11 protein-coding genes are annotated in these 14057 nt (G+C 58.5%); 8 read left to right on the forward strand and 3 right to left on the reverse strand.

Annotation, left to right across the window (positions count from 1 at the left end; all coding sequences use genetic code 11):
- Positions 1 to 405: 405 nt before the first annotated feature.
- From Q1W15_RS18530 to Q1W15_RS18540, 3 genes are all read left to right on the forward strand, one after another.
- Positions 406 to 1038 carry a LysE family transporter gene (locus tag Q1W15_RS18530; RefSeq protein ID WP_300730846.1) on the forward strand — a complete coding sequence of 211 codons (633 nt, stop codon included), beginning with the start codon at positions 406 to 408 and terminating at the stop codon, positions 1036 to 1038.
- A gap of 66 nt (positions 1039 to 1104) precedes the next feature.
- Positions 1105 to 3003 carry a cytochrome c/FTR1 family iron permease gene (locus tag Q1W15_RS18535; protein ID WP_300730847.1) on the forward strand — a complete coding sequence of 633 codons (1899 nt, stop codon included), beginning with the start codon at positions 1105 to 1107 and terminating at the stop codon, positions 3001 to 3003.
- 245 nt (positions 3004 to 3248) lie between these two features.
- The gene (locus tag Q1W15_RS18540) at positions 3249 to 3701 is read left to right on the forward strand and encodes a YaiI/YqxD family protein (protein ID WP_300730848.1); all 453 of its coding nucleotides are present in this window, start codon (positions 3249 to 3251) and stop codon (positions 3699 to 3701) included.
- On the opposite strand, the gene elbB is transcribed toward Q1W15_RS18540, so the two are convergent.
- Entirely contained in the window at positions 3702 to 4370 is a 669-nt protein-coding gene (gene elbB, locus Q1W15_RS18545; protein ID WP_300730849.1) for an isoprenoid biosynthesis glyoxalase ElbB, read from the reverse strand. It lies immediately after the preceding gene.
- A 185-nt stretch (positions 4371 to 4555) separates the two neighbouring features.
- Positions 4556 to 5173 carry a DedA family protein gene (locus tag Q1W15_RS18550; RefSeq protein ID WP_300730850.1) on the reverse strand — a complete coding sequence of 206 codons (618 nt, stop codon included), beginning with the start codon at positions 5171 to 5173 and terminating at the stop codon, positions 4556 to 4558.
- 359 nt (positions 5174 to 5532) lie between these two features.
- On the opposite strand from Q1W15_RS18550, the gene ppk1 reads away from it, so the two are divergent.
- Positions 5533 to 7770: a polyphosphate kinase 1 gene (gene ppk1 / locus Q1W15_RS18555; RefSeq protein WP_300730851.1), complete on the forward strand. Its 2238-nt coding sequence runs from the start codon at positions 5533 to 5535 to the stop codon at positions 7768 to 7770.
- Positions 7771 to 7863: 93 nt separating this feature from the next.
- Here ppk1 and ppx read toward each other — a convergent pair whose 3' ends face one another.
- Positions 7864 to 9366, reverse strand: a complete 1503-nt coding sequence (gene ppx / locus Q1W15_RS18560; protein ID WP_300730852.1) for an exopolyphosphatase — start codon at positions 9364 to 9366, stop codon at positions 7864 to 7866.
- A 291-nt stretch (positions 9367 to 9657) separates the two neighbouring features.
- Between ppx and trxA the strand changes: the two genes are divergently transcribed.
- The 4 genes from trxA to Q1W15_RS18580 all read left to right on the forward strand — a co-directional run bounded on the left by trxA (position 9658) and on the right by Q1W15_RS18580 (position 14057).
- Entirely contained in the window at positions 9658 to 9987 is a 330-nt protein-coding gene (trxA, locus tag Q1W15_RS18565) for a thioredoxin TrxA (RefSeq protein WP_300730853.1), read from the forward strand.
- 233 nt (positions 9988 to 10220) lie between these two features.
- Positions 10221 to 11480 carry a transcription termination factor Rho gene (gene rho / locus Q1W15_RS18570; RefSeq protein WP_003438291.1) on the forward strand — a complete coding sequence of 420 codons (1260 nt, stop codon included), beginning with the start codon at positions 10221 to 10223 and terminating at the stop codon, positions 11478 to 11480.
- A 142-nt stretch (positions 11481 to 11622) separates the two neighbouring features.
- On the forward strand, positions 11623 to 13089 hold the full coding sequence (ubiD, locus tag Q1W15_RS18575) for a 4-hydroxy-3-polyprenylbenzoate decarboxylase (protein ID WP_300730854.1): 1467 nt from the start codon (positions 11623 to 11625) through the stop codon (positions 13087 to 13089).
- A complete protein-coding gene (locus Q1W15_RS18580; protein WP_300730855.1) occupies positions 13089 to 14057 on the forward strand; it encodes a CDP-6-deoxy-delta-3,4-glucoseen reductase in 969 nt (322 codons plus the stop codon). Before ubiD ends, Q1W15_RS18580 begins: the two co-directional genes overlap by 1 nt.

Consider the following 14057-nt stretch of genomic DNA (forward strand, 5'->3'; position numbering starts at 1 on the left):
CTGCCATCCGTGATCCGTAGGAGCAGCCGGTCGACGCTCGATTGCTCGCGATCTTTTGATGTTTAAAAGCTCAATGACGCCGCGCTGTCGTTCAGCAACCCGATCCATTGCTGCGGTCACGGCCACTTAAGGTTCCGGCTTTGCTCCGTGGGCCGCCGCGATCGGCCCTCCTTGGCCGTGTCGCGGCTAACCCGGCGTCCTGCCGGGTTACCCACTGCGCAAAACCTGCGTTCGGCCAGCGTGGTTTAAGGGGGGGGCCTTAGGTCAAAAGCCAGATCAAAAGATCACGAGCAAGCTCGTTCCCACAAACGCTGCTCCTGCACGCGTGCCCGCAAAAAGATCTGGTGAAATGTCGGCCCGCGCATTAGCTTTAAGACTTGTTACTGATTTTGTCTGAGGTGCGCGATGTCGTTGGAAACGTGGTTGGCCTTTTTTGCTGCCTGCTGGGTGATTAGCCTGTCCCCTGGCGCGGGTGCCATTGCTTCGATGTCGTGCGGCCTGCAATACGGCTTCTGGCGCGGCTATTGGAACGCATTGGGTCTGCAACTGGGCCTGGCGTTGCAAATTGCGATTGTCGCCGCCGGTGTAGGGGCCGTCCTGGCCGCTTCGTCCACAGCCTTCTACGCGATCAAATGGTTCGGCGTGGCCTATTTGGTCTATCTCGCCGTTAAACAATGGCGGGCGTTGCCGGCCGACCTCAGTGAAGACTCTGCCATTCGCCCCATCGGCAAACCGCTGGCACTGGTGTTCCGTGGTTTTCTGGTGAATGTCAGCAACCCCAAGGCGCTGGTGTTTATGCTCGCGGTGCTGCCGCAGTTCGTAGACCCCAATGCACCACTGGTGAGCCAATACCTGGTGCTGGGCGTGACCATGATTTGTGTTGACCTGATCGTCATGGCGGGCTACACGGGCCTGGCTTCCAAAGTGTTGCGCCTGTTGCGTACGCCTAAACAGCAGCGCCGGATGAACCGTACCTTCGCGGGCCTGTTCGTAGGCGCGGCGGGTTTTCTGGCAACGTTGCACCGTGCCACCACTTAAAGCCCTTGAGTGATCCGGAAGGGAAGTGAACAATGTGTTACTTCTTATTTCCATCCGGATGTATTAATGACCGCCCGCTCGCGTTTTTTGGCATGGCTGATCGTGCCTGTGTTCGCGTTGTGCAGCCTTGCTGTGTCTGCCAATGCCCCTGAAGGTGCCTCCCAAGCCCTTCACCTGATTGACTATATTGGTGCCGATTACCCGCCTACGGTTGAAGGTGGCAAGGTCATCGATGAAACCGAGTACCGCGAGCAACTGGAGTTCCTGGCGGTGCTGGATGGCTTGGTCGCGAGCCTGCCGGAGCATCCTGAGCGTGCAGCGTTGGCCCACGGTGTCAAAGCCCTTCAGTCAGCCATTGAGCAGCGCGAAGACGGTGCCAGCGTCGCCCGTGACGCGCGTCAGTTGGGTGCCAGGCTAGCCGCCGCCTACGAAGTCAGCCAGGCCCCGGTCATTACCCCAGACCCCACTCGCGGTGAGCCGCTGTACGCCCTGCATTGCTCGGTGTGCCACGGCGCAACCGGTGCCGGCGATGGCCCGGCCAGCCTGGGCATGACCCCGCCACCCGCCAACTTGCGGGATGCCGAGCGCTTGGACCGCCTGAGCCTCTACGCCATTTTCAATACCTTGGGGCTCGGGGTTGAAGGCACTGACATGCCCGCTTTTGCCGATCAACTGGATGACCGTCAGCGTTGGGACCTGGCCACGTATGTGGCGGGCTTGAGTGCCGATCCCGCGGCCGCCAAAACGGACAAAACTTACGACCTCGCTGAATTGGCCCGACAGACACCGGGCGAAGTGCTGGCCGCTGAAGGGCCACAAGCGGCGGCGACGTTCCGCGCGCAGCGGGCTCAGCCACCGCAGGTTAAGCGTGGCCCGGCGCAGTTGCTCGATTACACCCGCCAAACCCTGGACAAAAGCCTTGCGGCCTATCGCGAAGGTGACCGTGAGCAAGCCTATGACCTGTCTGTAGCGGCCTATCTGGAAGGCTTTGAGCTGGTTGAGAGCTCGCTGGACAACGTCGACAGCAACGTGCGTAAAACCACTGAAAAAGCGCTGATGGCCTATCGGCAATCGTTGCAGGATGGCTTGCCCATCGAACAGGTCGAGCAGCGTCTGGACGCCGCCAACACCTTGCTCAAGGAGTCTGCCGGGTTGCTGGGCAGTGATGGATTGAGTTGGTCGCTGAGCTACATTTCGGGGTTGTTGATTCTGCTGCGTGAAGGCCTGGAAGCGATTCTGGTGCTGGCGGCGATCCTCGCCTTCTTGCGCAACACCGGCCAGCAATCCGCGGTGCGCAGTGTCAATATTGGCTGGGGCCTGGCGTTGCTTGCGGGGCTGGCCACATGGGCGCTGGCTGCCTATGTGATTGATGTCAGCGGTGCTCAGCGCGAACTGCTCGAAGGCTGCACCGCGCTGTTTGCCAGCGTCATGGTGCTGTGGCTGGGTGTGTGGATGCACGACCGCCGCCACGCCGATGCCTGGCAGGATTACATCAAAAGCAGCCTGGTCAGCGGCGGCGGGCGTTTTGGCTTCGCGGTGCTGGCGTTTTTCTCGGTGTACCGCGAACTGTTCGAAGTGATCCTGTTTTACGAAACCTTATGGTTGCAAGCCGGCCCGGCCGGGCACAACGCCGTGCTGGCAGGCGGTGCCACGGCGCTGGTGGTGTTGATCGGCCTGGCGTGGGTCATCCTGCGCGGCTCAGCCAAATTGCCGCTGGGCGTCTTCTTTGGCATCAACGCCGCGTTGCTGTGCGCTTTGTCAGTGGTCTTCGCCGGGCATGGTGTAAAAGCGCTGCAAGAGGCCGGAGTGTTCGGCACACGCCCAGTGCCGTTCTTCGAGTTCGACTGGTTAGGCATTCACGCCGACGCCTATTCACTGAGCGCGCAGGCGGTGGCCATTTTGGCCATAGTGGTGCTTTATAGCCGCAGCCGGCTGGCCGAAAAACGCCGGGACCAAGCTTCTTAACACCGTTGCGTCAGTAGCCGCTGGCGCAGCCTCATTATTCGGCAACGACGACAGTTTTGTAGTCGCTGCCGAAGGCGCGATCGAGTGCGCAGTGATCGTCAAACCTCAATCCCGGATCAGACAGGGATACCGAGCGACCTGACTTTACGACGCCTGAATGGGACGTAGCCTCGTAAAACACGTCAACCGCTACGGTTTTTGGTGTATCTACTGCTGATGAATCGCTATTTTCAGGAGTTACGACTATGCGTGTCTGGATTGACGCAGACGCTTGCCCCAAGGCGGCAAAAGATCAGGTCATCAAGTTCGCGCTCAAGCGCCAATTTGAGGTGGTATTGGTGGCCGGGCAAAGTCAGATCAAGCCAACTTATGCGCGGGTCAAGCTGATCGTGGTGCCCAGTGGCCCGGACGCGGCCGACGATTATCTGGTGGAGCACGCAACTCCCGGCGAGCTGGTGATTTGCAGCGATGTGCCACTGGCCGACCGGTTGGTGAAGAACGGTGTGGCGGTGCTGGACCCGCGAGGCAAGGAGTTTGACGCGCAGAACATGGGCGAGCGGCTGGCGGTGCGCAATTTGTTCACGGACTTGCGTGAACAGGGCCAGATGGGCGGCGGGCAGGGCGCGTATGGCGAACGCGAAAAACAGGCGTTCGCCAATGCCCTGGATCGGATCTTGACGCGCCTGGTGCGTGCCTGATCAGTCTTTCTTGTGAGTCAATTCCAGTACGCGGTCGACCATTTTGTTGATGCCTGAAGCGGCTTCGCTGATGGACGTCGCCAGCATGTAGGCCGGCGTGCTGACCAGTTTGCGGGCGGTGTCTTCGACAATTTCAGTGACCTCGCATTCCTGGTGGTGAGCCCCCATTTTGTGCACCGCTTCAGCCGTATCGGCATCTTTGCCAATGGTGCAGGTTACGCCCGGGCCGTAGATCTTGGCGGCCAGTGCCGGTGAGATACACATCAGGCCAATCGGCTTGCCCGCTTCGGCAAAGGCTTCGGCCAGGGCCAGTACATCAGGCTGCACGCTACAGCCGGTGCCCTGGGTGGCAAAATCGGACAGGTTTTTCGCCGCGCCAAAGCCGCCCGGAATGATCAGAGCGTCAAAATCATCGACTTTCGCCTCACGTACATCCTTGACTTGACCGCGGGCGATACGCGCCGATTCGACCAGCACGTTGCGTACCTCCGGCATTTCTTCGCCGGTCAGGTGGTTGATGACGTGCAACTGCGGGATGTCGGGCGCAAAACACTGCACATGGGCACCGCGTTGATCGAGTCGCAGCAGGGTGATGACGCTTTCGTGGATCTCGGTGCCGTCATAGACACCGCAGCCAGAAAGAATCACGGCAATTTTTTTATGAGGCATGGTGGGTCTCCTGGGTAGTGGCATGCATGTCGTCGCGCGGCTGGCGGTTGCCATAAAGGGGGCCAGCAACGCACCGCGCCTGACGCACTTATTTATTAAGAGCATCAGGCGGGCTGAGTGTTCAGTTTAGTGCGGCGCTGAGATTTCAGCGCCAGGAGAAGACAGGTCGGTGCGGGTGCACCTGATCACTCGGCGGGCGGTGTGTTGACCTGAGTGGCTTTATTTTGCTCTTCAAGCGCGGTCTGTTTGGCCAGGCGTGCATTTTTGATGCGCCGGCGCAGCCACAGGCAACCGCCGAGAAAGAGCAGGGCACCCAGCACCCAGAGCTCATATTTCTTGACGCTGCCCAGCAGGCCTTCCAGCACGGCACCAAAGTGGTACGCCGCGGTAGCCAGGGCGACGGCCCAAATGGCAGCGCCGATGCCGTTGAGCAGCAAATAGCGTCCCGGCGGGTAGCCGGACAGGCCAATGGCCACGGGCATGACCGTGCGCAAGCCGTAGACAAAGCGAAAGCTCAAGACCCAAATGTCTGGGTGCTTGCGGATGTGCTCCAGTGCTTTATCGCCCATGAGCTGCCAGCGCGGTTTGCGCGCCAGCAATTTGCGGCCGTGTTTACGCCCCAGGAAGTACCACAGCTGGTCGCCGGCATAACTGCCGAGGAACGCCACGATCATGACCAGTTTGAGGTCCATGTATCCGCGGAACGCCAAGAAGCCTGCGAGAACCAAGATGGTCTCACCTTCAAAGAACGTCCCTAGAAACAGGGCGAAGTAGCCGAATTCTTGAAGAAATTGTTGGAGCATTGTCTGGATGCTGGCGAAATGAACGCGCAGCCTACGCCTTAAGGGACATTCAGGAAAGTATCGAACTGTGTCTTATCGTGAACAATTCCTACAAAACATGTGCATTTGACTTACGTCATGGGCCTTGTCATCTAGTGTTCATCTTGGCCCGCTATAAAGATCGCGCGCGCGCCTGCGGCATTGGCTGCGGGTTTTAGAGCCCAGCGAACAATTGCGACGAATCGTCCTCTAACAGGTTTCAGCCCGTATTTAGCGTCTTCGAGCGGTTTAAACACACAGGCGTTGATGGCATTCTGGCAATTCGATTGCACGCGCCGCTTAACGGTTACGAGCGCGACACGCTCTTACAGGAACATTCAATGAATACCGAAGGACAGACAGAAGTCGTGGCAACCGAAGCCGAGCTGATTGTTGAGCCAGTCACTGAAACCGAGCCGCTGCCACAAGCCCACGCGCCTGCTGCACCTGAGGCCCCTGCGGTTGCGGCCCCGGCCATCGCCATTCCAGGCCTGGATGACAGCAGCCTGTACATCCACCGCGAGCTGTCGCAGTTGCAGTTCAATATTCGCGTGCTGGAACAGGCGCTGGATGAGTCCTACCCGCTGTTGGAGCGGTTGAAGTTTTTGCTGATTTTCTCCAGTAACCTGGACGAATTTTTTGAGATTCGTGTCGCAGGCCTGAAGAAACAAATCACCTTTGCCCGTGAACAAGCCGGGGCCGATGGCTTGCAGCCACATCAAGCGCTGGCCCGGATCAGTGAGCTGGTGCACGGCCATGTAGACCGCCAGTACGCGATCCTCAACGATATTTTGCTGCCTGAGCTTGAAAAGCATCAGGTGCGCTTCATTCGCCGCCGTCACTGGAACACCAAGATCAAGGCGTGGGTTCGCAAGTTCTTCCGCGACGAAATCGCCCCGATCATCACGCCAATCGGCCTTGATCCGACGCACCCGTTTCCGTTGCTGGTCAACAAGAGCCTGAACTTTATCGTTGAGCTTGAAGGCATTGACGCCTTTGGTCGTGATTCCGGCCTGGCGATTATTCCGGCACCGCGATTGCTGCCGCGTGTGATCAAGGTGCCCGAAGAAGTGGGCGGTACCGGCGACAACTATGTGTTCTTGTCGTCCATGATCCATGCCCACGCCGATGACTTGTTCCAGGGCATGAAGGTTAAGGGTTGCTATCAGTTCCGGCTGACGCGAAATGCCGACTTGGCGGTCGACACCGAAGATGTCGAAGACTTGGCCCGCGCGCTGCGTGGTGAGTTGTTCTCGCGCCGTTATGGTGATGCCGTGCGCCTGGAAGTGGCGGACACCTGCCCGAAACATTTGTCCGACTACCTGCTCAAGCAATTCAGCCTGAACGAGACCGAGTTGTATCAGGTGAACGGCCCGGTGAACCTCACGCGGCTGTTCAGCATCACGGGTCTGGACAGCCATCCTGAGCTGCAGTACACGCCGTTCACCCCGGCCATCCCCAAGCTGCTGCAGAACAGCGAAAACATCTTTAGCGTTGTCAGCAAGCAGGACATTTTGCTGCTGCACCCGTTTGAGTCGTTTACGCCTGTCGTCGACATGCTGCGTCAGGCGGCGAAAGATCCACATGTCCTTGCCGTACGCCAGACCCTGTACCGCAGCGGTGCCAACTCTGAAATCGTTGATGCGCTGGTGGACGCCGCGCGTAACGGTAAAGAAGTGACCGCAGTGATCGAATTGCGGGCGCGTTTTGACGAAGAGTCGAACCTGCAACTGGCCAGCCGTTTGCAAGCCGCCGGTGCGGTAGTGATTTACGGTGTGGTGGGCTTCAAGACTCACGCCAAGATGATGCTGATTCTGCGCCGCGAGGCGGGCGAGATTGTGCGTTATGCGCACTTGGGTACCGGTAACTACCACGCGGGCAACGCACGCCTGTACACCGACTACAGCTTGCTCACCTCTGATGATGCACTGTGCGAAGACGTAGGCAAGTTGTTCAGCCAGTTGATCGGCATGGGTAAAACGCTGCGCATGAAAAAGCTGCTGCATGCGCCGTTCACCCTGAAGAAAGGCATGCTCGACATGATTGCCCGCGAAACCCAGTTCGCTGTCGAGGGCAAACCGGCGCATATCATTGCCAAGTTCAACTCGCTGACGGACCCGAAAATCATTCGGGCGCTGTACAAGGCCAGTCAGTCGGGTGTGCGCATCGATCTGGTTGTGCGTGGGATGTGTTGCTTGCGCCCGGGTATTCCGGGGGTTTCGCACAACATCCATGTGCGTTCGATCATCGGCCGCTTCCTGGAACACACGCGGGTGTTCTACTTCCTCAATGGCGGGGAAGAGCAGATGTTTCTGTCGAGTGCGGACTGGATGGAGCGCAACCTCGACAAGCGCGTCGAGACCTGTTTCCCGGTTGAAGGCAAAAAGCTGATTTTGCGGGTCAAGAAGGAGCTGGAATGCTACCTGACCGACAACACGCACAGCTGGAGCCTGCAGTCAGACGGTCGTTACATTCGTAATACCCCGACGGGTAACCAGAACCCGCGCAGCGCTCAAGCGACCTTGCTTGAGCGCCTGAGCCTGCCGGTGTTGACTGTCAGCACCGGCCCTTCGGTGTAAGCCCCGTGTCGGCGTAGCCAGTGGCTGCCCGGTGGCTCGCGATCTTTTATAAGACCGCGAGCCATCTCGCGCCGACACACTGTGCAAAGTCGGTTAAGACACGGTCAACACAGTCCCGACCCGAGCCAGCCATTGAGCTTCTTGCTCAAAGTCGGCCTGGGTCAGCGGGTTTTTCTCCAGCCAGCCTTGGGGAAAGATCACCTCAAGGTGGTCGCCTTCGGCACGCAGCTTCACCTGTGACGCTTCCTGGTTGCCACGGATGTGGTAGAACAGGATGGAAAAGCGCAGCAGCACGCACAGACGAATCAGCTTGATGCCTTCATCACCGATCTCGGCGAACTTGTCCTTGGGAATGTTGCGGCGATGGCCGCGCACCAGCAGGGCAAGCATTTGCTGGTCTTCGCGCGAGAAGCCGGCAAGGTCGGAGTGTTCTATCAAATAAGCGCCGTGCTTGTGGTAGTGGTAGTGGGCGATGTCCAGCCCCACTTCATGCACCTTGGCCGCCCAGCTCAGCAGCTCACGCCATACGCCATCCTTGAGTTCCCACGACTTGGCCACTTGATCGAAGGCCCGCAAGGCCTTGCGCTCAACCCGTGCCGCCTGTTCGCGATCAACGTGGTAACGGTCCATCAACGAGCCGAGTGTGCGCTCTCGCACGTCCTCATGATGATGGCGCCCCAGCAGGTCATACAGCACGCCTTCACGCAGGGCTCCGTCACAGTGGTCCATGCGTTGCAGTTCTAAAGCGTCAAAGATGGCTTCCAGAATCGCGAGGCCTGCCGGAAAAATCGTGCGCCGATCTGGCTTGATGCCTTCAAAGTCGATTTTGTCGGCTTCGCCCAGCTTGAACAGCTTGCGCTTGAGCCAGGCCAAGCCCTCGGCGTTGACTTCGCCGTTGCCATGGCCACCCGCTTTAAGCGCCACGCCAATGGCCCGAATGGTGCCTGAGGAGCCAATGGCTTCATCCCAGGTCAGGCGGTGCAGGGCGTGCTCAATGCTCATGATTTCCAGGCGTGCGGCGGTGTAGGCCTGGGCATAGCGCGCCGGGGTGATCTTGCCGTCCCGGAAATAACGCTGGGTAAAGCTGACGCAGCCCATCTGCAGGCTTTCGCGCAATAGCGGCTCAAAGCGCTGGCCGATGATGAATTCGGTGCTGCCGCCGCCAATGTCGGCCACCAGGCGTTTGCCCGGCGTGTCCGCGAGGGTGTGTGACACACCCAGGTAGATGAGGCGCGCTTCTTCGCGCCCGGAAATCACTTCAACGGTGTGGCCCAGAATCGCTTCAGCCCGCACGATAAATTCGTTGCGGTTGCGTGCTTCACGCAAAGCGTTGGTGCCCACAATACGCACGGCACCCAGCGGCATGCCGTTGATCAGTTGTGCAAACCGCTTCAGGCAGTCGAGCCCGCGCTGCATGGATTCTTCGTTAAGTTGGCGATCTTCGTCGATGCCGGCAGCGAGCTGCACTTTCTCGCCAAGGCGTTCAAGAATACGGATTTCACCGTTCTGGGCCTTGGCCACCACCATATGAAAGCTGTTAGAACCCAGATCAATAGCGGCGATCAGGGATGGATTCTTGCTTTGGGATTGGGGCATGGTTGAGGGATCTCGGTCAATAACGCCGCCATCGTGCCATGATCAAACGCTCGCGCCAACGCGTGATGTCAGATGGCTTGATGTGGCTCAAACAATTTTCGGGGCTGCCGCGCGTTGATACAAATGCCTTGCACCCGATGCCGGGAGTTAAGCAGAAGGCCTGTTTAAAACCATCAACGATACGCTCACTCATGCTTCTTTATAGTGACAGTCAATCAACCGCTGACTTCCTGAACGCGATGATGCCGTCTATGATGTGATACGTTTTTGCTTACAACCACGGAGACTTCCATGAGCAGCGATCTTATTAAACACGTCACTGACGCTACCTTTGAGGCCGAAGTTCTCAAGGCTGAAGGCGCTGTATTGGTTGATTACTGGGCTGAATGGTGTGGCCCATGCAAAATGATCGCGCCTGTTCTGGACGAGATCGCCGAAACTTACAAAGGCAAGCTGACCGTTGCCAAGCTGAACATCGATGACAACCAGGAAACACCCGCCAAACACGGCGTGCGTGGCATTCCAACGTTGATGCTGTTCAAGAACGGCAACGTCGAAGCGACCAAGGTCGGTGCGCTGTCGAAGTCGCAGTTGGCTGCATTCCTCGACGCCAACATTTAAGCGTCGTCCAAAACCCCGCTAAATGCGGGGTTTTTTCCGGGCTCAGGGACTAGACGCTAAGAAACTCAAGTGTTACATTCGGCCCCGCACTGGTTTCTCCATTGCCCCCTGCAAGCCGTCGCCGACGCACTCCTTATCGAATTAGTACGCGATCCTGTCGCCTTCTCTGCGGCGCGGCCTCATTAAGCCCAAAGCTTAATTTCCCCCTCCATAAATGATTACGTCATTCCTATATGAACCTGACTGAACTCAAGCAAAAGCCGATTACCGAACTGCTCGAATTGGCCGAACAGATGGGCATAGAAAATATGGCCCGTTCGCGCAAGCAGGACGTGATTTTCTCCCTGCTCAAAAAGCACGCGAAAAGCGGCGAGGAAATCTCCGGTGATGGCGTGCTGGAGATTCTCCAGGACGGCTTCGGCTTCCTCCGTTCCGCTGACGCTTCGTACCTGGCCGGCCCGGACGATATTTACGTCTCGCCTAGCCAGATTCGTCGCTTCAACTTGCGCACTGGCGACACCATCGTCGGCAAAATCCGTCCGCCAAAAGAAGGCGAGCGGTACTTCGCACTGCTGAAAGTCGACACGATCAACTACGATCGTCCAGAGAACGCGAAAAACAAGATTCTCTTCGAGAACCTGACGCCGCTGTTCCCGACCGTACGCATGAAGATGGAAATCGGTAACGGTTCCACCGAAGACTTGACCGGCCGTGTGATCGACCTCTGTGCCCCGATTGGTAAAGGTCAGCGTGGCCTGATCGTTGCTCCGCCAAAAGCGGGCAAGACCATCATGCTGCAGAACATCGCGTCGAACATTTCGCGCAACAACCCGGAAGTGCACTTGATCGTTCTGTTGATCGACGAGCGCCCGGAAGAAGTGACCGAAATGCAGCGTACCGTTCGCGGCGAAGTGGTTGCTTCCACCTTCGACGAGCCGCCAACCCGCCACGTGCAGGTTGCCGAAATGGTGATCGAGAAGGCCAAGCGCCTGGTCGAACACAAAAAGGACGTGGTGATCCTGCTCGACTCTATCACCCGTCTGGCCCGTGCCTACAACACCGTCATCCCTAGCTCCGGCAAGGTACTGACCGGTGGTGTCGATGCGCACGCCCTTGAGAAGCCCAAGCGTTTCTTCGGTGCGGCACGAAACATCGAAGAAGGCGGCTCGCTGACCATCATCGCCACCGCGCTGGTTGAAACCGGCTCGAAGATGGATGAAGTGATCTACGAAGAGTTCAAGGGCACCGGTAACATGGAACTGCCTCTGGACCGCAAAATCGCTGAAAAACGCGTCTTCCCGGCCATCAACATCAACCGTTCCGGCACGCGCCGTGAAGAGTTGCTGACGGCTGACGACGAGTTGCAGCGTATGTGGATCCTGCGCAAGCTGCTGCACCCGATGGACGAAGTCGCGGCTATCGAGTTTTTGATCGACAAGCTGAAACAGACCAAGACCAACGACGAGTTCTTCTTGTCGATGAAGCGCAAGTAATACGCCGCAAGCCAGCAAGAGCCGGGGAAACCCGGCTTTTTGCTGTCTGACCTTTTTTGATGCGCGCAGCGCTCTCTTCTGAACAGGCCGCTTGGGCGCTAAACTCTGGCTCCCGACGCCACGGCCAACATGAGGCTTAAGCATGCAATATCGCGACTTACGCGACTTTATCAGCGGCCTGGAACAGCGCGGTGAACTCAAGCGCATCCAGGTTCCGGTGTCCCCCAAGCTGGAAATGACCGAGATCTGCGACCGCACTCTGCGCGCGAAAGGCCCGGCGTTGGTGTTCGAAAACCCGGTGGGTTACGACATTCCTGTGCTTGGCAACCTGTTTGGTACGCCCGAGCGCGTGGCGCTGGGCATGGGGGCCGAAGCGGTCAGCGAGCTGCGTGAAATTGGCAAGTTGCTGGCGTTTCTCAAAGAGCCCGAGCCGCCCAAAGGCCTGAAAGACGCGTGGTCGAAACTGCCGATCTTCCGCAAGATCATTTCCATGGCCCCGAAAGTCGTCAAAGACGCGGCGTGCCAGGAAGTGGTGATTGAGGGCGACGATGTCGACCTGGGCTTGTTGCCGGTTCAGCATTGCTGGCCGGGTGACGTGGCCCCGCTGATTACCTGGGGCTTGACTGTGACCAAAGGGCCGAACAAGGACCGGCAGAACCTGGGTATTTATCGTCAGCAAGTGATAGGTCGCAACAAGGTCATCATGCGTTGGCTGAGCCACCGTGGCGGCGCGCTGGATTACCGTGAATGGTGCGAAAAACACCCCGGCCAGCCGTTCCCGGTGTCGGTAGCGCTGGGTGCCGACCCGGCAACCATTCTCGGTGCCGTGACCCCGGTGCCCGACAGCTTGTCCGAATATGCGTTCGCCGGCTTGTTGCGCGGCAACCGTACCGAGCTGGTGAAGTGCCGAGGCAATGACCTGCAAGTACCGGCCACTGCCGAAATCATCCTCGAAGGTGTCATTCACCCTGGCGAGATGGCCCCTGAAGGCCCTTATGGCGATCACACCGGTTACTACAACGAAGTCGACAGCTTCCCGGTGTTCACCGTTGAGCGCATCACCCATCGGGTTAAACCGATCTACCACAGCACCTACACGGGCCGTCCACCGGATGAGCCGGCGATTTTGGGCGTGGCGCTGAACGAAGTGTTCGTGCCGATTCTGCAAAAGCAGTTCCCGGAAATCACCGACTTCTACCTGCCGCCCGAAGGTTGCTCGTACCGCATGGCCATTGTGACCATGAAGAAGCAGTACCCGGGCCACGCCAAGCGCGTAATGCTGGGTGTGTGGTCGTTTTTGCGCCAGTTTATGTACACCAAATTCGTTATCGTGACCGACGACGACATCAATGCGCGCGACTGGAACGATGTGATCTGGGCCATCACCACACGCATGGACCCCAAGCGCGACACGGTGATGATTGATAACACGCCGATCGACTACCTTGATTTTGCTTCGCCGGTCTCAGGCTTGGGGTCGAAGATGGGGCTGGATGCGACCAACAAATGGCCGGGTGAAACCACCCGTGAATGGGGCCGGGTTATCGTCAAGGACGAGGCCGTTACCCGCCGGATCGATGAGATCTGGAATCAATTAGGAATAGATTGATGCGTGTAACCTTGCAGCCTTCAGGTGCCGTGCTGAACACCTTGCCTGGCGAGCGAATTCTGGATGCGGCGCAGCGTCTGGGTTATGAATGCCCGCAAAGCTGCCGCAATGGCAATTGCCATGTGTGCGCGGCGTTGCTGGTGGAAGGCCGGGTGCAACAGGCCGATGAGATACGCGACAAGGGCGAGGTCTACACCTGCCTGGCTGCGCCACTCGAAGACTGCGTGGTGCTGTGGGACGGGGTGCTTGCCTTGGGAGAGTTGCCGGTGCGAAAACTGGCGTGCCAGTTGATCGAATGCGTGGAGGTCGGCGGTGATGTCTGGCGTGTGCGCTTGCGTGCACCGGCGGGCAAGCCGCCGCGTTACCACGCCGGGCAATACGTGATGCTGGAGCGTGAGAATGGCGAGAAATCGGCTTTTTCGCTGGCCAGCGCACCGCACGCCGGCCGTGATCTTGAACTGCATGTGCTGGTGCGCGAAGACAGTGCCCGGCACCTGATCGCGCAACTGCAGCGCGATCAAATGGTTCGCCTTGAACTGCCGTTCGGTGACACACACTTGTCCGAATTGCCGGATGGCCCGCTGGTGCTGATCGCCGCAGGTACCGGTATGGCACAGATGCACAGCTTGATCGAACATTGCCGCGCGCAAGGGTTCAAGCACCCCGTGCACTTGTATTGGGGAGTACGTCGCCCTGAAGACTTCTACACCCTGGACGAATGGGAGGCCTGGCAACAGGTTCCCAACCTGTTCCTGCACAAGGTCGTGAGTGATCTGTGTGGCTGGGAAGGCCGCTGCGGGTTGCTGCACGAAGCGGTGTGCGAAGACATTAGCGACTTGAGCGCGGTGCATGTGTACGCCAGCGGTTCTCCGGCCATGATCTACGGAACGCTGGATGCGTTGGTCAGCGCGGGCATGGACGCGCATCAAATGCGTGCTGACGTATTTGCCTACGCGCCGCGTGCCTGA

It is taken from the genome of Pseudomonas sp., from assembly GCF_030150285.1.
Lineage (GTDB): Bacteria > Pseudomonadota > Gammaproteobacteria > Pseudomonadales > Pseudomonadaceae > Aquipseudomonas.